Source organism: Uliginosibacterium gangwonense DSM 18521 (assembly GCF_000373965.1).
Classification (GTDB): Bacteria; Pseudomonadota; Gammaproteobacteria; order Burkholderiales; family Rhodocyclaceae; genus Uliginosibacterium; species Uliginosibacterium gangwonense.
Genome location: NZ_KB892834.1, coordinates 303,823 through 322,570, shown reverse-complemented (window position 1 = coordinate 322,570; position 18,748 = coordinate 303,823). Strand labels below are relative to the sequence as shown.

14 protein-coding genes, 1 tRNA gene, 1 pseudogene and 1 riboswitch are annotated in these 18,748 nt (G+C 58.2%); of the genes and pseudogenes, 9 read left to right on the top strand and 7 right to left on the bottom strand.

What is annotated here, in order from left to right:
• Window positions 1-6: 6 nt before the first annotated feature.
• Together B145_RS24010 and B145_RS0101460 are read right to left on the bottom strand one after the other, a co-directional pair.
• Window positions 7-1,254 (bottom strand): multifunctional CCA addition/repair protein, encoded by a 1,248-nt coding sequence (locus B145_RS24010; protein WP_018604669.1) that lies wholly within the window; start codon window positions 1,252-1,254, stop codon window positions 7-9.
• Entirely contained in the window at window positions 1,254-3,437 is a 2,184-nt protein-coding gene (locus tag B145_RS0101460) for an AsmA family protein (RefSeq protein WP_018604666.1), read from the bottom strand. The genes B145_RS24010 and B145_RS0101460 overlap by 1 nt, the downstream gene beginning before the upstream one ends.
• 223 nt (window positions 3,438-3,660) lie before the next feature.
• On the opposite strand from B145_RS0101460, the gene mscL reads away from it, so the two are divergent.
• Window positions 3,661-4,095 (top strand): large conductance mechanosensitive channel protein MscL, encoded by a 435-nt coding sequence (gene mscL, locus B145_RS0101455; RefSeq protein WP_018604664.1) that lies wholly within the window; start codon window positions 3,661-3,663, stop codon window positions 4,093-4,095.
• Window positions 4,096-4,104: 9 nt separating this feature from the next.
• Here mscL and B145_RS24005 read toward each other — a convergent pair whose 3' ends face one another.
• From B145_RS24005 to leuC, 3 genes are all read right to left on the bottom strand, one after another.
• Entirely contained in the window at window positions 4,105-4,455 is a 351-nt protein-coding gene (locus B145_RS24005) for an OsmC family protein (RefSeq protein WP_157288218.1), read from the bottom strand.
• A gap of 85 nt (window positions 4,456-4,540) precedes the next feature.
• Window positions 4,541-5,179 carry a 3-isopropylmalate dehydratase small subunit gene (gene leuD, locus B145_RS0101445; RefSeq protein WP_018604660.1) on the bottom strand — a complete coding sequence of 213 codons (639 nt, stop codon included), beginning with the start codon at window positions 5,177-5,179 and terminating at the stop codon, window positions 4,541-4,543.
• Between the two features lie 14 nt (window positions 5,180-5,193).
• A complete protein-coding gene (gene leuC, locus B145_RS0101440; RefSeq protein ID WP_018604658.1) occupies window positions 5,194-6,600 on the bottom strand; it encodes a 3-isopropylmalate dehydratase large subunit in 1,407 nt (468 codons plus the stop codon).
• A gap of 316 nt (window positions 6,601-6,916) precedes the next feature.
• Here leuC and B145_RS0101435 point away from each other — a divergent pair, with 316 nt between their 5' ends.
• A complete protein-coding gene (locus B145_RS0101435; protein WP_018604656.1) occupies window positions 6,917-7,720 on the top strand; it encodes a helix-turn-helix transcriptional regulator in 804 nt (267 codons plus the stop codon).
• Window positions 7,721-7,906: 186 nt separating this feature from the next.
• Window positions 7,907-10,165, top strand: coding sequence for a GGDEF/EAL domain-containing response regulator (locus B145_RS0101430; RefSeq protein WP_018604652.1), 2,259 nt, complete (start codon window positions 7,907-7,909; stop codon window positions 10,163-10,165).
• Here the strand turns inward: B145_RS0101430 and B145_RS27135 are convergent.
• Entirely contained in the window at window positions 10,162-12,096 is a 1,935-nt protein-coding gene (locus B145_RS27135; RefSeq protein WP_018604650.1) for a sensor histidine kinase, read from the bottom strand. The genes B145_RS0101430 and B145_RS27135 overlap by 4 nt on opposite strands.
• Before the next feature lie 17 nt (window positions 12,097-12,113).
• Window positions 12,114-13,211 (bottom strand): ABC transporter substrate-binding protein, encoded by a 1,098-nt coding sequence (locus B145_RS0101420; protein WP_018604647.1) that lies wholly within the window; start codon window positions 13,209-13,211, stop codon window positions 12,114-12,116.
• Between the two features lie 123 nt (window positions 13,212-13,334).
• Window positions 13,335-13,437, top strand: a riboswitch (S-adenosyl-L-homocysteine riboswitch).
• Between the two features lie 82 nt (window positions 13,438-13,519).
• Here B145_RS0101420 and ahcY point away from each other — a divergent pair.
• The 6 genes and pseudogenes from ahcY to B145_RS0101390 all read left to right on the top strand — a co-directional run bounded on the left by ahcY (window position 13,520) and on the right by B145_RS0101390 (window position 18,726).
• Window positions 13,520-14,923, top strand: a complete 1,404-nt coding sequence (gene ahcY / locus B145_RS0101415; RefSeq protein WP_018604646.1) for an adenosylhomocysteinase — start codon at window positions 13,520-13,522, stop codon at window positions 14,921-14,923.
• Between the two features lie 57 nt (window positions 14,924-14,980).
• The gene (metF, locus tag B145_RS0101410) at window positions 14,981-15,814 is read left to right on the top strand and encodes a methylenetetrahydrofolate reductase [NAD(P)H] (protein ID WP_018604645.1); all 834 of its coding nucleotides are present in this window, start codon (window positions 14,981-14,983) and stop codon (window positions 15,812-15,814) included.
• 57 nt (window positions 15,815-15,871) lie between these two features.
• Window positions 15,872-15,947 (top strand) — tRNA-Phe (locus B145_RS0101405).
• An 898-nt stretch (window positions 15,948-16,845) separates the two neighbouring features.
• A pseudogene (locus tag B145_RS29580) lies at window positions 16,846-17,409 on the top strand (hypothetical protein); the annotation flags it as partial.
• 115 nt (window positions 17,410-17,524) lie between these two features.
• Window positions 17,525-18,409 carry a glucose-1-phosphate thymidylyltransferase RfbA gene (gene rfbA, locus B145_RS0101395; protein ID WP_018604643.1) on the top strand — a complete coding sequence of 295 codons (885 nt, stop codon included), beginning with the start codon at window positions 17,525-17,527 and terminating at the stop codon, window positions 18,407-18,409.
• Window positions 18,406-18,726 carry a dTDP-4-dehydrorhamnose 3,5-epimerase family protein gene (locus B145_RS0101390; protein WP_018604642.1) on the top strand — a complete coding sequence of 107 codons (321 nt, stop codon included), beginning with the start codon at window positions 18,406-18,408 and terminating at the stop codon, window positions 18,724-18,726. Before rfbA ends, B145_RS0101390 begins: the two co-directional genes overlap by 4 nt.
• Window positions 18,727-18,748 lie beyond the last annotated feature (22 nt).

Genomic DNA, 18,748 nt, shown 5'->3' with positions numbered 1-18,748 from the left:
CAGCGATCAAACCGGGTGAGTGTCTGCGTCGAGCCCGAGCGCCTGGCGGATGGCCTGGCTGCGGGCTTCATGCAGGCGGGCCGGAATCTGGGACTTGTCTTCCAGGTTGCGGGCCAGCTCCCCCGCGTCCACGCCGGTGAATGCTGCTAAGGCGCGGCGGATGAGCGCAGGGGCTGCGAAAGCCTGATCCTCGAAGCCCTGCCGTCCGTGGAAATCGCAACTGGCAGCGGCCAGCAGACCTTCGAGCCGGGCAGGGCGGCGCAGCGCATCGGTGCGCTCCAGAAAACTCGTCAGGGTACTGGCGCGCATTTCACTCGCCTTGTGTACCGAGCCATGCTCACGGCAGGTCAGCACCGCCAGATCGCGGCAGTCTACCGGCACTTTCAGACGTGTGCAGACGGCCTCGACCCGCACGACGCCGCTCTGCTCGTGCCCATAATGGTGGGGCCATTGTTCCGGCGGGCTGTCACCCTTGCCCAAGTCGTGGAGCAAGGCCGCCCAGCGCACGGGCAGCGGTTCGTTCTGTGCGGCGGCGTAATCGATGACTCGCAACACGTGGGCACCGGTATCCACCTCCGGGTGATGCTGTGCTGGCTGGGGGATGCCGAACAGGCAATCCAGCTCCGGCATCAGGCGGGCCAGCGCGCCGCATTCGCGCAGCACCTCGATCATCCGCGAGGGGCGGGCATACATCAGCCCCCGGGAGATTTCCTGCCACACACGCTCTGGCACCAGATGATCAATCTCGCCATTGGCCACCATCTCGCGCATCAGCGCCAGGGTTTCCGGGGCCACGGAGAAATCTGGAAAGCGCGCTGCGAAGCGAGCCAGCCGCAGAATGCGCACGGGGTCTTCCATGAATGCGGGGCTGACGTGGCGGAACACCCGTTGTTCAAGATCACGCTGCCCGCCAAAGGGGTCGATCAGCGCACCAGCATCGTCTTCGGCCATCGCGTTGATGGTTAGATCCCGGCGGATCAGGTCGTCCTCAAGCCTGACCTCGGGGTCGGTATGGAACACGAAGCCCTTGTATCCTGGCGCCGTCTTGCGTTCGGTACGGGCCAGGGCGTATTCCTCCTGCGTCTGGGGGTGGAGGAAGACCGGGAAATCCTTGCCCACCGGGCGAAAGCCTGCCGCAAGCATGTCGTCTGGGCTGGCACCCACCACCACCCAGTCCCGATCCTGAATCGGCAGACCGAGCAGACGGTCACGTACCGCCCCACCTACGATGTAAATTTTGAAACTCTTGTCCACTACCTGGAAACCCTGTGTACAGGCGCAAGCATCTTGCGCGTATTGCTTGCAGCCAATTGGAGCGTGGGCTCAAAGCGCACGTCCGGCCCGACCGATTTACCCTTCAGGCGGATCGGAATCGGTTTGCCGCGTAGATCAATCAGGTCTCGGGCGGATGTGGTGGCAACCTTGGGGAGAATATCGGTCTTCAAGCTGAAGTCGATCTCGTCGCTATTGAGGTCTGCCGTACCGCTGCCGCTCAAGCTCAGCCAGTCATTGCCTGCGACAATGCTGTCGGCAACGAGTTTCCCATTATCGAACACAAAACGGCTGCTGGCAGCGGTGATCAGCATATTTTCGCTGACGCTGGAGCTGCGTGCCGTGGCTTTGCCAGCACGGATAGAAGTGTGAAATTCGCGCAGGCTGCGTGCCATGTCCAGCCCCTGAATCGAGCCGTTCTGGATCTTCCAGCGTACCGCCCCTTGCAGGCTGGCAGTCACGGGCTGGCCTGCCTTGAAACTGCCGCTCAGTGTGTGGCTGCCGCTGAATTCGCCTGCCAGCGGCAGACGGCGGCCCAGGTCACGGGCCAGGGGCCAGAGTGCGATCTGCTCAAATTCGCCCTTGAAGTCGAAATGCCCGCTGCCCAGCTCTTCCACCAGATCGCCCGAGAGCTTGCCGCTGTACAGATCAGCCTGTAACCCATTCAAGGCGAGCTTGCCCTGATCCAGGTTCAGGGCTCCTTTGAGCGTATTGAGCCGTATACCTCTGGCGCGAAGCTGGGCCAGATTGAGCTTGCCGGTCAGGCTGGCCTCTCCCAAGGCGGGCAAGGCATTGGCCAAGCCGTCTTGCAGGCCGACTGGGGTGAGTAGGCGATCCAGGTCCAGGTGTGCCGTACCCACATCCATTTGCCCGCGCGGCGGCCAGACCTGTTGTAAGGTTCCGGCCAGATCAAGCGCATCTTTGCCACTGAGCAGGCTCAACGCCAGTTCGATGGTATTGACCTGTTTCTCGCCCGCACGGTGCCAGACCACTTTCCCCTTGAGGGGCAGATTTGCCTTGCCACCGCGCAGCAGCGTGGATTCTAGGTTCAGCGCTCCCTGGCTGACTGGCAGGCTGACGACCCCGTGGTTGAAGTCCACGTTCATCGGGCCATCGGCTTTGAAGTTTAGGCTTTGCTTGCCGCTATGATGTTCCACCGAGCTATGGAACACTGCGGCCTGGAAACCGTCCGGGGTTTTGCTCAGGGTCGGGATATCGGCGTGCAGGCGGGTTTCACGATCCAGTTTGCGGATCACCAGATCGGCCTTCCAATCCTTGCCGTCCAGCCCTACCCCGTCACGCGCCAGCGTGGCCAGATCGCCCGAAAACTCCAGCGCCTGCTCGCCCAGCGCGCCGCGCAGATGCAGGCTGGCACCCGCCAGATTGAGTTTGTTGCCGCCTGTTTGCCAGACCAGACCGTTGCCATCGAGGTTGCACGAAGCCCCCTTGAGACCCAGGGTGTCGCCATCGAACTGGATGTGCAGGCGGTCAAGCTGGCCGGCCGCCAGTTGTTCCTTCAGGGTGTAGTGGGCCTCGATGCTCAGTTTGACTTCTTCATTGCTACCGGCTGGATGGGCCACTCCGCGCACTTGCACATTACCGGGCACGGCGTTGCGCAGGGAACCGGTATGCAGCCCCAGCTCGGTGAGTGAGAGCTTGGTATTCGTAGCCTTGTCTTCCAGGTTCAACTGGGCGTTATCCACATCCAGCCTGTCCAGTTGCACCAGCCAGGGCATCTCCTGCAAACCTTCGCCACCGGCGAGCAGATCGGCAAGGTTCCAGCCCTGATCGGGGGTGTGCGCCAGATTCAGTTCCAGTTTTTCAAAGGCAATGCTCTGCATCACCGTCTGGTGCAGCAGCAGCGGGATGAGTTGCAGCTTGATCCGGATGCGCTCAGCACTGGCAAACGGCGCACTTTTGCCTGGCTCCGAGAGGCTGACCTTGCGTAGCTCCAGCACTGGGAAGGGGCGCATGCGCAGAATAGGCTCTTCGCCCAGGTGCAGCGTGCGCTGGTACTGGTCGTGGAAATACTGTGCCATGCCCGCCCCGGCGCGGCTGGCGTCGAAGCTGGCCCACACAAAGAGCACAATGGCGGCCGACAAGGCAAAAAAGCCGCCCAGTACAAAGCCCAGCACGCGCATGGCAGTGGCGATTCGCAGATGCATCCAAACAGTTTCCTGAAAGATGGAAGCCGCATCATACCCTACTGTTTTCTATGCCTTTTGATACATGCCACGCTTGGTGTGCGTCATGCCGATGTACGGTCGTTGCAAATACTTGCCTAAATTGCCAGATTGCGCACATCAAGGCAGATTGTCGCCTGGCGCCTGTTCAGTCAGACTTCGCAGTGCGTGCCCCTGAAAATCTGTTCTAAACCGGAGAATAAAGATGAGCATAATCAGTGAGTTCAAGGAGTTCGCCCTCAAAGGTAATGTGATCGACCTGGCGGTGGGGGTGATCATCGGCGGGGCGTTTGGCAAGATCGTCGACTCGATGGTGGGCGACATGATCATGCCTCTGGTCAGTGCCGTGACCGGCAAAGTCGACTTCTCCAACCTCTACGCGGTGCTGGGTACGATTCCCGTGGGTGTGGCAGACAATCTGGAGGCGCTGCGCAAGGCAGGCGTGCCTGTGCTAGCCTGGGGCAAATTCCTGACCATCTCGCTCAACTTTCTGATCCTGGCGTTTGTGATCTTCGTGATGATCAAACAGATCAACCGCCTCAAGCGCCAGCCAGTACCCGAGCCGGAACCTGTTAAGGCGCCTGCCGAGCCGGAAGACGTGTTGCTGCTGCGTGAGATTCGTGACGCGCTGAAAAAATAGGCGGGAGTTTCAGGTTTCAGACGGGGTCTGGGGTGCCTGGGTGGCATCCCGGAAAGCCAACGATCCGCTCAAGGTCTTGCGTACCGGGCAATGCTCCAGCACCCGCAGTAGGCGGACTTGGGCGTCGGGCGAGGTGGCCGGATCGAAGCGGACGCAGTAATCAAATATCGTCTGGCCCGCTTGGCTGCGGTCCAGCGTGACTTCAATCGACGTGCCTGCCCAGGGCAGGTCGTGCGCTTCGGCGTACATGCGCAGGCTCATATTCATGCAGCTTGCCAGCGCGGCTTCCAGTAATTCATGGGGGCGAAAACCCTTGCCGCTCCCGCCCTTGTGGGGCGAGGTGTCGGCAAGGCATTGCATGACTGTGTTGCCAAATTGTGTTTGGTACGCAGTTGCAAGGTTCTGGGCTTGGATCATCAAGCAAATACTTCAGACACAAAAATCTTCAGGCAAACAGCCAGGGTTGAGCGGCCTTATGCTTAGCCTCAAAAGCCTTGATTTCTTCAGCGTGCACCAGCGTCAGGCCGATTTCATCCAGGCCGTTGAGCATGCAATGCTTGCGGTGCGGGGTGATGTCGAACTTGAAGCTGAAACCACTCGGGGTGGTCACGGTCTGGGCTTCCAGATCCACATCCAGCTTATAGCCTTCGCTTGCGGCACATTCCTTGAACAGACGATCCACAATCTCGGCGCTGGCCACGATGGGCAGCAGGCCATTCTTGTAGGTGTTGGAAAAGAAGATGTCGGCAAACGAGGGGGCGATGATGACGCGGAAGCCGTAATCTTCGATGGCCCAGGGGGCATGCTCACGGCTGGAGCCGCAACCGAAGTTGTCGCGGGCGATCAACACCTGTGCACCTTGGTAGCGCGGCTGGTTGAGTACGAAGTCCGGGTTCTTTGGGCGGTTCGTGCAGTCCATGCCGGGCTCACCATAGTTGGTGTAGCGCCATTCATCGAACAGGAAGGGGCCGAAGCCGCTACGCTTGATCGACTTGAGGAACTGCTTGGGGATGATCGCGTCGGTGTCGACGTTGGTGCGATCAAGCGGGCACACCAGCCCATTGAGTCGGGTAAAGGCTTTCATCTGTATCTCCTCAATCAGGCTTGGCGGATGTCAACAAAATGACCGGCAATCGCGGCGGCGGCAGCCATGGCCGGGCTGACCAGATGGGTACGCCCACCAGGACCCTGACGGCCTTCAAAGTTGCGGTTGGAGGTGGAGGCGCAGCGCTCACCGGCCGAGAGGCGGTCAGCATTCATGGCCAGACACATCGAGCAGCCCGGCTCACGCCATTCAAAACCGGCTGCAATGAAGATCTTGTCCAGCCCCTCGGCTTCTGCCTGACGCTTGACGATGCCGGAGCCCGGCACAGCAAGTGCCAGCTTCACATTGGCTGCAACCTTCTTGCCCTTGACCACGGCCGCTGCTGCTCGCATGTCTTCGATGCGGGAATTGGTGCAGGAGCCAATGAACACCTTGTCGATGGTGATGTCGGTGAGCTTCATGTCGGCCTGCAAGCCCATGTATTGCAGCGCACGTTCAATGCTGGCGCGCTTGACTGGGTCCGCTTCCTTGGCCGGATTCGGCACGGTGCCACCCACGGCCAGCACTTGCTCGGGCGAGGTGCCCCAGGTGATTTGCGGCTCGATTGATGCGGCGGGGATTTCCACCACGGCATCAAACTTGGCGTCTGCGTCGGAGTGCAGGGTCTTCCAGTAGGCCACGGCCTTGTCCCAGTCTGCGCCCTTGGGGGCGTGGGTACGGCCTTGCAGGTAGGCGACGGTGGTGTCGTCAGCGGCGATGATGCCAGCACGGGCACCCGCTTCAATGGCAAGGTTGCAGACCGTCATGCGTCCTTCCATCGACAGGCCACGGATCGCGGAGCCTGCGAATTCAATGCAGTAGCCCGTGCCGCCAGCGGTGCCGATCTTGCCGATGATGGCCAGCGCCACGTCCTTGGCCGTCACGCCAGCGCCGAGTTGCCCTTCCACCTTGATGAGCATAGCGCGGGATTTCTTCTGCACCAGGGTCTGGGTGGCGAGCACGTGTTCCACTTCCGAGGTGCCGATGCCGTGCGCCAGCGCACCGAAGGCGCCGTGCGTGGCGGTGTGGCTATCGCCGCACACCACCGTCATACCCGGCAGCGTGGCCCCATTTTCCGGGGCGATCACATGGATGATCCCCTGATTGGCATGCTTGAACGGGAAGTACACCAGGGCGCCGAATTCCTTGATGTTGGCGTCCAGCGTATCCACTTGTGCCTTGGAGATCGGGTCTTCGATGTCACGATCCCAATGGTTGGTCGGCGTGTTGTGGTCAGGCACGGCCACAATGGAGGAGCTGCGCCAGGCCTTGCGGCCCGCCAGACGCAGGCCTTCAAAGGCTTGCGGGCTGGTCACTTCATGCATGAGGTGACGGTCGATGTAGAGCAGACAGGTACCGTCCTCTTCCTGGCGGACGACGTGGCTGTCCCACAATTTGTCATAAAGGGTCTTGCCGGCCATGGCGTTTATTCCTCGCAGAGGCCCTTGTCGGGCGCGTTGTTCGGGTTACCGGGGCGATATATCGGTTTATAAGTTCCCCAGTGAGTGGAACGGATATTACCCAGCCCTCTATACCCGAACAAGACCAGTGCCTATACTAGTATTGGAAGTAATACCAAAGAACCTATTCACAATCTTACTGTGAGGCCGTGATCGGAACTCATGCGCTGCTCGAAATCCTCATTTATTCGAATAAACTCCGGTTTCTGCGCTGCTCTTCGTCCCGCTGACGGCCTCTCGCTACAGATTGTGAACAGGTTCAAATAGGGGGCAATACGTGAAAAACGAAGCGGCAATCGCCCGGCGCAAGGAGCTGGGTGAGTTCCTCCAGATCATCCGCAACCGCAGCCAGCCTGCCGATTTTGGCCTGCCCGCAGGCAACCGGCGGCGCACCAGTGGCTTGCGCCGCGAGGAGATGGCCCAGCTGATTGGCATCAGCCCCACTTGGTACACCTGGATTGAACAGGGGCGGGAAGTGAATGTTTCGGCTGAAACCCTGGATCGGCTGGCGATCGCCCTGCACCTGACCCGTAGCGAGCGGGCCTACCTGTTCGAGATGGCGGATCGCCGCGACCCCCAAGGCAGTCTGGCAGAAAGCGATGACGCGCCCACGCTGCTGATCGAATTGCTCAATGATATCCAGGTGCCCGCCTACCTGATGGGGCGCTATTGGGACATCCTGGGCTGGAACGCCGCTGCTGCCGAGTTGTTTACCGGCTGGCTCGACCAGCCCCGACAGGCAGGCGAGCCTTTGCCGAACATGCTGCGTTATGTATTCCTGGCCCCGCAGGCACGTAGTTTTCTGCTCGATTGGGATAGTCGGGCGCGGCGCATCACAGCGGAATTTCGCGCCGATTGTCGTAGCCGCCTGGAAGAACCCGCACTCTTGCGTCTGGTGGAGGAACTCTCTGCGGCCAGCCCGGATTTCGCTCGCTTCTGGAAACAGCACAACGTACTCGAACGTCAAGGGGGCGAACGTGGCTTTCTCCACCCCCTGCGTGGCCAGATTCATTACCAGCAAGTCTCCCTGCGTCCGGGGGAGTCTGAACATGTAAAATTTGTGATGCTCAGACCGCAATGAGCGTGCAGACAGGTTCTATGAGGCGGGCCAGGATTGCATGTGCAACAAGTTTGACCAACAGGCGTATCAGTTGAAAAGTATTTTGAGATACGCTAGCACCTGCGTAGTATGCCGCAATAGGGACATATTCGCTGTGAGTGTGCGCTGGCGGTTCTTTCGGTAAGGGGAAGGCGGGGTCCTGCGGCAATGACGCTTGATAAGCACAACGAGCATGAAACGGATTTCATCGGTTTCCTTGGCGAGGAGGCCGCTGAGCAGGTTTTGCCTACGCAACACGTTTGGCGCGTGCTGATAGTGGATGACGACACCAGTGTCCACCAGTCCATTGAGTTTGCCCTGCGCGATGTGCTGATCCTGGATCGGCGGCTTGAGTTCCTGAATGCCCATAATGCGGGCGAGGCACTGGAAATCCTTCGCCTTGAGCGCAATATCGCAGCCATCCTGCTTGATGTGGTCATGGAGCATGAACATGCCGGGCTCGCCTTGGTCAAGGCCATCCGCAATGATCTACGCATTACGGATACCCGCATCATCCTGCATACCGGGCAGCCGGGTTTTGCGCCAGAGATCTCCGCAATCCGCGATTACGATATCAATGACTATCGGACCAAGTCCGAACTTACGCGTGGCCACCTCTACACCTGCCTGGCTTCTGCGGTACGGGCCTATCGCCAGATTCATGCCATCGAGCGAGGGCGCAGCCAGTTGCGCCACATCATCCAGGCCGGTAACGCACTGATCAGTGAAGTGGATGAACTCGCGTTTGTGCGAGGCACACTTGCACAGTTTGCCAGCCTGTTGCAGTGCCAAGCCGAAGGCTTTGTCATACTGGGAGAGGCGGGGGCTGCCTATAGCCAGATCCAGACCATCTGGGCTTCCGATGCGTATAGCCGATATGTAGGCAAGTCGCTGGAAGAGCTGGATGACAAAGTCGTTTTGGAATGTTGTTGTCGTGTGCTCGAACACGAGGTTATACGTTGGTGCCAACGCGGTGTCGCCTTGCGAATCCAGGCCCATGACGGGCATTTTCTGCTGCTCTTTGTGGTGAGTGAAACGCTGGAGCCGGATCTGGTGGATGACAGCGTAATTGATACCTTTGTCGGGCACTTTGCCTCGTGTCTTGACAATCGGGCCTTGTTGGAACGCCTCCATCATGATGCCTACTTTGATCGCCTGCTGGGCCTGCCCAACCGACGCAACCTGACCGAGCAGCTTGACGCAGCCTATCAAGAACACAGGCATAAGCCGATGGTTTTGTCGCTGATCGACATTGACCATTTTGGTGAGATCAACGATGCACTGGGGCAGGCGTTTGGCGATGCCCTTCTGCGCGCCTTGAAGGAACGCCTGCGCCGCAGCCTGCCCATGCAGGTGAGCTTGGCGCGGATCGCCGCAGACGTGTTTGCCGTGCTGGGCGAAGACAGCTTGGTGACCCCCGCTATTTTGCTGCCGAATTTTGCCACGCCCCTGGCTGTGCTGGGTGAGGAGACCATGGTGTCGGTGAGCATTGGCCTGACCCGCCTGGGCGATGTTGAGACCGAAGGTGGCGCGGCGGCACTGGAGGCGGCATTTCAGGCTTTGCGGCAGGCCAAGGCTAGTCAACGTGGGCAATTGGTGTGGTACACCCCGGAGTTGTCCCGCCGCACCCTGGAGCGGGTCACCATGCTCAATGGCTTGCGTCAAAGTTTGCGCAGCACCGGGCTGTTTGTGGTCTTTCAACCCCAGGTGGCATTGGGAACGGGCAAATTGCTTGGGCTGGAGGCGCTGGTTCGCTGGCGTACCGAATCCGGTGAATTGATCGGGCCAGACCGATTTATTCCAGTCGCCGAGCAATCCGGCCTGATCCGGGATATCGGCTACTTCGTGTTGCGCGAAGCCTTGTCGATGCTATCGTTTCTGCACCAGCATGGCGTGGCAGGTGTGCGCATGGCGGTGAATGTGTCGGCCGTCCAATTCCGTCAGCCCGATTTTCTCTGGCGCCTCAAGCAGGTTGTAGCGGCGAGCGGAATTGATCCGCATAATCTGGAGCTGGAAGTAACCGAATCGGTGGCCATGGAACATGCTTCCTACGTACATGCAACCCTGGAAGCCATTCGCGCCCAAGGCATCCAGTTGGCTATTGATGACTTTGGCATTGGTTTTTCGTCCTTGGCGCAATTGAAGGAATTGAAATTCGACCGCCTGAAGATCGACCGTGCCTTTGTGCAGGATCTGCGTGAAGGCGAGATCGAAGCCAGTATTGCCGGGGTGGTGATCCAGCTGGGGCAGAAGCTTGGCATCCAGGTGATTGCCGAAGGGGTGGAAACCGAAGAGCAGGCAATGCTGTTACAGCAACTGGGTTGCCGCGAGGCACAAGGCTATCTGTTTGGCAGGCCGATGACGGCGACGGACCTTTTGCAATGGATACAGCACCGCAAGGCGGCTGAAGCTACAGATAAGGGTTAATCCTGCGCGGGGGCTGGGGCTTTTTGCGGCAGGTCGAGCATAAAGCAGCTACCGCTGCCCGGTGTGCTATCGACGGTGATTGTTCCACCCAGCAAGCCCGTCATGACCTGGTAGGAAATATGCAAGCCAAGCCCGGTGCCACCCTGCCCAAACCGGGTCTTGAAGAAGGGCTCAAAGATCTGTGGCAACAGTTCCTTGGCAATGCCGCAACCATGATCGGTTACGCTGAGCTGAAGGTATCCGCCCTTACCCCTTTCGCATGTTATCTGAATGATGCCTTCCGGGCGGTCTTTGTAGGCGTGAATGACGGCATTCTCGATCAGGTTGCTGATCACCTGGCTCAGTGCATTGGGGTAGGAATCCATGATGATCCCAAGTGGGATATCGATGTTGAGCGTGATTTCATGTTCCTTGAGTAATGGGGTGAGCAGGGTTCGCACCTCATCGAGTATGTCTGCCAGATCAAACGTGCGCCGTTGGGCGGATTGCTGATCCGTGGAGACTTGTTTGAAAGACTGGATCAGTTTGGCCGCGCGTTCCAGGTTGCGTATCAGCAGGGCCGATGCCTCCAGGATTTGTTCCTGATATTCCTGCAAAGTGCTGCGCCGCATGCTTTCCGGGGGAACGGCCATGAAAGCCTGGGTGCTGGCCTGCATGGTGCCAGCAACCACGAGGCAGTTACCGATCGGGGTGTTCAGTTCATGTGCCACGCCAGCCACCAGGCGGCCAAGGGCGGCAAGGCGTTCGGTACGGTCGAGGTGGGTACGGGTGTGGGTCAGATCGCTGACCACGGTCGCCAACTGCTCGTTGGCGTGGGTGAGTGCGGTGGTACGTTGCACCACCTTGTCTTCCAGGGTGGTATTGGCCTCAAGCAGTTCCTGTTCGCGCGCGCGGATGGTCTGGATCAGGCTGCGCAGGCTGGTAACCAGTTGCGCATATTCGGTAATGGCAATATTCGGCCAGTTCACTTCTTCATGGCTTTCGGCGGCGTTCATGGCGGCATGGGCCACGGCTTCGGTGCGCATGGCAAGCCAGCGCGCCATGAAATAGCCGATTGACAACGTCATGAACAACACCGCCAGCCCGAGCCAGCCGATCACCCTCAGGGTTTTCCAACCGGGCTTCAATGCTGTCTCCAGGGGCTGGGCCACAATCACCATCCAGTTCTGGGGCTTGATGAGCATGGCGGTACCGATATAACGCTCCCCGTGGAGTTCAAAGATGTCGGATGCCTTGCCGCTGGCCTGGGCTCTTTGCAGCAATGCAAGATGGCTGAGGTTGGCGAAGCTTCGTGCAACTTCCGGGTCTGGGTGGGCCAGCACTTGGCCGCGTGCATCGGTAATGATAACTTGCATGTCATTGCGCACGGCTGCCCAATGGACAAAGCTGGACAGGTGCTTGAGCGAGATTTCTCCGGCCAGCGTACGTTGGTCCAGATCAATGGAGGCAACAATCGTAGGCTCGGTACTGAGGGCAGAGAGGAATACATCACTCCAGCGCAATACGCCTTTGTCATGACTCCCGGTAAACGGATGCTGGGCGGAAAGATCCAAGCCCACTAGATCGTGGCTGTCAAGGCTGGAAGAGGGCTCCAGCGCGACATGGGTGATGCGGCGTTGTGCATCGGTCAGGTAAGTGGCCGAGATTACATTGTTGGCGCGGGTGATCAAGCCCAGGACATCGTCGATCTGGCGATTGGGGATGCTTTTGTCTTCAAGTACGTGGGCGCCTGCCAGAAGCAAGTCTTTTGGCATGTCAAAGAAATGACTCACCTGATTGACCAGAGTGGTGGCCAGTATGGTGCTGTTTTCGATGGCCTGGGCCTGCAGGCCCGGCATCAACAGATACCAGATGGCCAAGCTGCCAGCGGCCAGCGGCAGCAGTGCCAGCAGTGAGAAACCCAGAACGAGGAGACGACGCAGGGTGAGCATGGCGGTGGCTTTGCGCCTTAATCAATGGGTTCGAATCGGCCATTCCTCACGAATGTAATATGCCGCGAGCGGAAAACGTCGCCGTTTGGGTCAAAATCAATGTCTTCCTGCAAGCCTGCAAAATGCCGGGTTTTGAGCAGTGTTTCTTTCAGGCTGAGGCCCTTTTCCTGCTTATCAATTGCATTGAGAATGACCGTGGCCGCGTCAAACCCCAAAGTACCGGAAAAACCGGGCTCTTCGCCAAATCTTTTGGCATATGTGTTACGAAACTCAAGGTAGTTCTTGCTCTGGCTGAAGGGGTCGTAATACTGTTCGGCCAGTGTGCCTTCCACTGCCTGCCCGCCCAGTTCGATGAGCCTGTCCGTGGCACTCCATCCCGTAACGGCCAGCATGACTTTGGGATTTTTCTGCTTGAGTTTTTGCGCCAACAGGGCGGTGTCGGTAGCGCTGGCGATGAAGACCACAACCTGTGGCTGGGTGCGCAGGGCCGCGTCGGCCAAATCCCCATAATTACGTTCCGCCCTGGAATCGAACTCCAAGGCTTTGCCCACGCTACAGTTTTGCGCAATGTAAGCGGCAGAGAACGCAATTTCCCAAGAGCGGGTGTAATCGGCGTTGGCAATATCCGAAATGATCACTGCTTTGCTCAATTGATGCTGGCTACACAGGGTTTTGGCCATGCGTTCAGCAAAGGTCTTGACGCTGGCGACCACGCGAAAAAACTGGTCGTCCTTGCCGCTGAGCAGGGTGGTGGTGACGGTGGGGGAGATCATGACCAGATTGGCCTGATTGGTCAGCGGAACCAGGGCGGTGGCCATGCTGCTGGTAACCGGGCCGATGATGGCTTCGACCTTGGCCTGCTCCAGGGCGCGAAACCCCTTGATGGCGGTGTCCCTGTCGTTCTTGTCATCTTCGGCAATCAACTCCAGCTTGCGGCCCTTGATGCCGCCTGCCGCATTGCGCAAGTCGATGGCCAACTGCGCGCCATTGCGCCCCGCTACGCCAAGGTCGGCAAATCGGCCGCTGGTGCTACCGATGAAGCCAATGCGCAGTGGCGGTTTTTCCTGGCATGCAGCCAGACTCAACAGGAACAGGGTGCCCAGCAGCTTCCACATCGCCAGGTTCTCCGCAAGTGGTCATGGTGTCAGTCTATATGGCGCAAAGTGCCTCTACACGATATGCGTACCTTGGGTCATGTGGTACTGGCAAATGCATGGCCGTACATTTATACTGGCAACCTTTCCGAGGAGCGCTGCGAGCTTGCTGGAACCCGTTTCCCGCAATCCCAGGCTCGGAACCCGTGCTCTACAGACCGGGCTGATTCAACGGCGCTCACCTGTTCAACCGTGCCAGGCGCGGCAAACAAGGTGAGCCCTCTCTATGCTCCCCCACCGCCTCTGGCCACCTGTTCTAGGAGAACACCGTGGCAAACACCTTCAACGATTTCGTTATCGCTGACATCAAGCTCGCCGATTGGGGCCGCAAGGAAATCCGCATCGCCGAAACTGAAATGCCCGGCCTGATGGCCATTCGTGACGAATACGCGGCCAGCCAGCCGCTCAAGGGCGCCCGTATCACTGGCTCGCTCCACATGACGATCCAGACCGCTGTGCTGATCGAAACCCTGGTTGCCCTGGGTGCCGAAGTGCGCTGGGCTTCCTGCAACATCTTCTCCACGCAAGACCACGCTGCAGCTGCGATTGCTGCACAAAACATCCCCGTGTTCGCCGTCAAGGGCGAATCGCTGGTCGACTACTGGGATTACACCCACCGCATCTTCGAGTGGGCCGACGGCGGCTACTCCAACATGATTCTGGATGACGGCGGCGATGCCACCTTGCTGCTGCACCTGGGCGCCCGTGCCGAGAAGGACATCTCGGTGATCGCCAAGCCCAGCTCCGAAGAAGAAACCATTCTGTTTGCCGCCATCCGCGCCAAACTCGCCAAGGATGCCAAGTGGTACTCCACGCGTCTCGCGCAGATCAAGGGCGTGACCGAAGAAACCACCACCGGCGTCCACCGCCTCTACCAGATGCATGCCAAGGGCGAACTCAAGTTCCCGGCGATCAACGTCAATGACTCGGTCACCAAGAGCAAGTTCGACAACCTCTACGGCTGCCGCGAATCGCTGGTTGATGGCATCAAGCGCGCCACTGACGTGATGATCGCCGGCAAGGTCGCTGTCATCGTCGGCTACGGCGACGTCGGCAAGGGCTGCGCCCAGGCCATGCGCGCACTCTCCGCCCAAGTATGGGTCACCGAAATTGACCCCATCTGCGCCCTGCAAGCCGCCATGGAAGGCTACCGTGTTGTGACCATGGACTACGCCGCCGACAAGGCCGACATCTTCGTCACCACCACCGGCAACTTCCACGTCATCACCCACGACCACATGGCCCGCATGAAAGACCAGGCCATCGTCTGCAACATCGGCCACTTTGACAACGAAATCGAAGTCGCCGCGCTGGAAAAATACCAGTGGGAAGAAATCAAGCCGCAAGTCGACCACGTCATCTTCCCTGATGGCCACCGCATCATCTTGCTCGCCAAGGGCCGTCTGGTAAACCTGGGCTGTGCCACCGGCCACCCCAGCTACGTCATGTCCTCCTCCTTCGCCAACCAGACCATTGCGCAGATCGAACTCTTCACCCAGACCGCCAAGTACCCGGTCGGCGTCTACACCCTGCCCAAGCATCTGGACGAAAAGGTCGCCCGCCTCCAGCTCAAGAAACTCAACGCACAACTGACCGTGCTGACCGAAGAGCAGGCCAACTATATCGGCGTCCCCATCGAAGGCCCCTACAAGGCTGACCACTACCGCTACTGATCGGCGCCGGTACAGCGGGGCAACCCGCTGTACCCCTCCCAGGGAGTTGTGAAGACCATGAGCAGTAAACCCCGTTTCAGTATCGAGTTTTTCCCCCCTGCAACCCCCGAAGGCGTGGAAAAGCTGCGCAGCGTGCGCGACCAGTTCGCCATCCTGGCACCGGAATTCTTCTCTGTGACCTACGGCGCAGGTGGCTCCACACGGGACCGCACCCTGCAGGTGGTACGCGAAATCCGCGAAGCCGGGCTCGAAGCCGCCCCGCACCTCTCATGCATCGGCGCCACCCAGGCCAGCATCCGTGAGCACCTCGCCGAGTTTCGCCAGATGGGCGTCAAGCGCATCGTCGCTCTGCGTGGCGACCTGCCCTCCGGCATGGCCGACCCCGGCGAATTCCGCTACGCCAACGAACTGGTCGAATTCATCCGCCGGGAAACGGGCGACGAATTCCTCCTCGAAGTTGCCGCCTACCCCGAAGTCCACCCTCAGGCCCGCAGCTTTGATGCCGATTTGGCTGCCTTCGTGCGCAAGGTCAAGGCCGGGGCCAACTCCGCCATCACGCAATACTTCTACAACGCGGATGCCTACTTCCACTTTGTAGACGCAGCGCGCAAGGCCGGAGTCACCATCCCCATCGTACCCGGCATCATGCCGATCGCCAGCTACACCAAGCTCGCCCGCTTTTCGGAGAGCTGTGGCGCGGAAATCCCGCAATGGATGCGCCGCAAGTTCGAAAGCCTGGGGGATGATGCCGAAAGCGTGCGCGCATTCGGGCTGGAGGTTGTCACGGCGCTGTGCGAACGCCTCATCGCAGGCGGTGCCCCCAGCCTGCACTTCTACTCGCTCAACCAAGCCGGGCTAACCACCATCCTGGTGCGCAACCTCGGCCTGTAAGCGGGATCGAGAGCCTTGCATTATAGCCACTAGATGGCTATAATGCCTCTCTCGGTTGGCCAGTTAGCTCAGTTGGTAGAGCAGCGGATTGAAAATCCGCGTGTCCGTGGTTCGATTCCGCGACTGGCCACCAAAAGGATTCAAACAGAAACGCCGACCCATGTGGTTGGCGTTTTTGCTTTCTGCATGGCCAAAAGCAAGCAAGTCAGTCTGACGGCTTGGTTCATTCTCGGCCTGGCTTCGGTTTAGACTGCAATGTGCGATGTTTGAGCCTCTTCTCTTCCTCGGCACATAGGGCATGCAGGTGAGCAGGTCTCACCATTCTTGGCTAGAAAAATCACAAAACTGATGGTCATGCTCTTTCACACGGGGTGTCGCTGTGGGCCAGAATGCTTTGCAGGGCAGCCTGACTGCTGCATCCGGCGCCTGCATACAAGTGTTTGGAATGGTATAGCGGTGGAGTGAAGCGCTGGATTTGCATTGTCTGGGGTATAGCGCCAACTGCGGAGACATCCTGTCGGTGTGCGCCGGTCAGGATGAGCGACAAGGGCGCGCCACGCCCGTCGACGAGCAAGTGGCACTGGCGCCGTTTTTCCCCTGTCCGTGGGATTAGCCCTGCTTCCTTTTGCGCCAAGCCGAAAGCACTTATGGATCGCAATAGTGCTGCCAAAACGCTCGAACGGCAGGGCTTTCCACTGACACCCGGTACATAACGAACACGACGGCTTCACACACCAACCGCTCAGGCTTGGGCTTGTGTCCCGCCCTTGTTTTGCGGACAAATTCCTTATCCACTGTTTGCGTTGGTCTGGGCGAGATGAGTGGTGCTACACAGCTCCGCAACTCATCTGTCACTTCCTGAGACCATATACCTATTTGGTACTACATGAAATGAAAGCATCATTATTCACTGTGTATAGATAAATTCTTAATTTCTACTTTTGACCACAGCCTAAGATGGGACGCTGCGGTACTGTGCTAAATGGCCCCATTTATACCCACAAAATGTTACAATTAGCATAATAGTTAGAATGCATGTGCAGGGTGCCAGTAGCTTCTCATGGAGGCTACCTGCCCCCGGTGAGTCTGCCTCACGGAAGGTGCTGCCGGCGGATTTCTTTTGGTTGAGGTGGTTTGTGAGTGTTATTGTCACTGGCGGAACTGGGTTTATCGGCAGTAACCTTATACTTGAGCGGTTCGCTGAGCCGAATGAGCAGGTCGTCAACCTTGGCAAGTTCACCTACGTTGAGAGCCTGCAAAGTCTCAATGGTGATCGCTACTATGTTTTCGCGCAAGGCGACATCCCGAAAAAGCTCACCCCGCTAATGCTCGTCAATATGCTGCCAGCCAAGCTGCCGTCAATGTATGGTAACGGGCAGCAAATCCGTAGCAGGTTCTACGTCAAAGATCATTGTAGTGCTACCCGTCGTGTATTAGAAACAGGGCCAGTCGACCAGGCTCACGACGTTGACGGCAGGAATGACAGACCTAACCTTGACATTGTTCATAGGGTTTTCGCCCCGCGTGACGAACTTGGCGCTCAAGCTGATGGCAAAAGTTATCGCGAACATATTGTTTACGCCACCGACAGCCCTGACCATAATTGCCGCTACACCGTTGATGCTGGCAAGATAGAGTGTGAGCTGGGCCACCACCTTGAATTTGGTGCCTATTGCGCATGGGCTGAGAAAACTACACAGGGCAAATTACATGAAACACAAAGGCATCGTTCTCGCAGGAGGCTCAGGTACCCGGCTCTACCCCGTTACCAAGGTGGTTTCCAAGCAACTCCTGCCGATTTACGACAAGCCCATGATCTACTACCCGCTCAGCACCTTGATGCTGGCAGGCATTCGAGACATCCTTATTATCTCCACCCCGCAAGATATCCCGCGTTTTGAGCAATTGCTAGGCGATGGCAGCGAGTGGGGCATCAACCTGCAATACGCCGTGCAACCCAGCCCGGATGGTTTGGCCCAATCTTTTGTGATTGGCAAAGATTTCATTGGTAACTCGCCAAGTGCCTTGGTGCTTGGCGACAACATCTTCTATGGCCATGACCTGCACACCCAGCTTGAACAAGCGACGCGGCGCGAACAGGGCGCAACGGTTTTTGCCTATCATGTGCAAGATCCCGAGCGTTACGGCGTAGTTACGTTTGACGCGCAAGGTCGTGCCACCAGTTTGGAAGAAAAACCTGCCAGAGCCAAGAGTAACTATGCGGTCACCGGCCTGTATTTTTACGACAATCAGGTCGTTGATTTTGCCGCCAGCCTCAAGCCATCGGCACGGGGCGAGTTGGAGATTACCGACTTGAACTGCATCTACCTAGAGTGCGACCAGCTCAGTGTGGAGATCATGGGTCGGGGTTATGCATGGCTGGATACCGGTACTCATGAGAGCCTGATCGAAGCCAGCAACTTCATCGAAACCATTGAACACCGCCAGGGACTGAAAGTTGCTTGTCCAGAAGAAATTGCTTTCCGTAAAGGTTTTATCAACGCTGAGCAATTGGAGAGACTGGCTCAGCCACTCGCCAAAAATGGCTATGGACAATACTTGCAACGTTTGCTCAAAGAAGGCATTCAAGCGTGAAAGCCACCCCTATTCTTGATGTTCTCGTTATTGAATTGAATGCTTTTGGTGGTGAGCACGGTTTCTTATTTGAAAGCTCTAGCCGCCGCAAATTTACCAAGATGACTGGCAATGACGTTGATTTTGTGCCAGATAACCACCACAGATGCTCTGCCAAAAACGTGTGGTGCAGCCTGTTAGGAGGCTTTCAGAGATTGCAGTTTCTCTACAAAACCATCGATTATTGGGCGCCCGAATTTGAGCGCAGCAGTGCCTGGAACAAACTCGCCATCAGTAGTATCCAAGGCACTATCACTTCGTCTGCAAGAGATCAATGAGGCAAACCACTGGCAGAAGCAA

Bases quoted from the DNA above. Each gene is read 5' to 3' on its own strand.
- B145_RS0101460 (WP_018604666.1), bottom strand. From the start codon at position 3,437: ATGCATCTGCGAATCGCCACTGCCATGCGCGTGCTGGGCTTTGTACTG.
- mscL (WP_018604664.1), top strand. From the start codon at position 3,661: ATGAGCATAATCAGTGAGTTCAAGGAGTTCGCCCTCAAAGGTAATGTG.
- B145_RS24005 (WP_157288218.1), bottom strand. From the start codon at position 4,455: ATGCAATGCCTTGCCGACACCTCGCCCCACAAGGGCGGGAGCGGCAAG.
- leuD (WP_018604660.1), bottom strand. From the start codon at position 5,179: ATGAAAGCCTTTACCCGACTCAATGGGCTGGTGTGCCCGCTTGATCGC.
- leuC (WP_018604658.1), bottom strand. From the start codon at position 6,600: ATGGCCGGCAAGACCCTTTATGACAAATTGTGGGACAGCCACGTCGTC.
- B145_RS0101430 (WP_018604652.1), top strand. From the start codon at position 7,907: ATGACGCTTGATAAGCACAACGAGCATGAAACGGATTTCATCGGTTTC.
- B145_RS27135 (WP_018604650.1), bottom strand. From the start codon at position 12,096: ATGCTCACCCTGCGTCGTCTCCTCGTTCTGGGTTTCTCACTGCTGGCA.
- B145_RS0101420 (WP_018604647.1), bottom strand. From the start codon at position 13,211: ATGTGGAAGCTGCTGGGCACCCTGTTCCTGTTGAGTCTGGCTGCATGC.
- metF (WP_018604645.1), top strand. From the start codon at position 14,981: ATGAGCAGTAAACCCCGTTTCAGTATCGAGTTTTTCCCCCCTGCAACC.
- rfbA (WP_018604643.1), top strand. From the start codon at position 17,525: ATGAAACACAAAGGCATCGTTCTCGCAGGAGGCTCAGGTACCCGGCTC.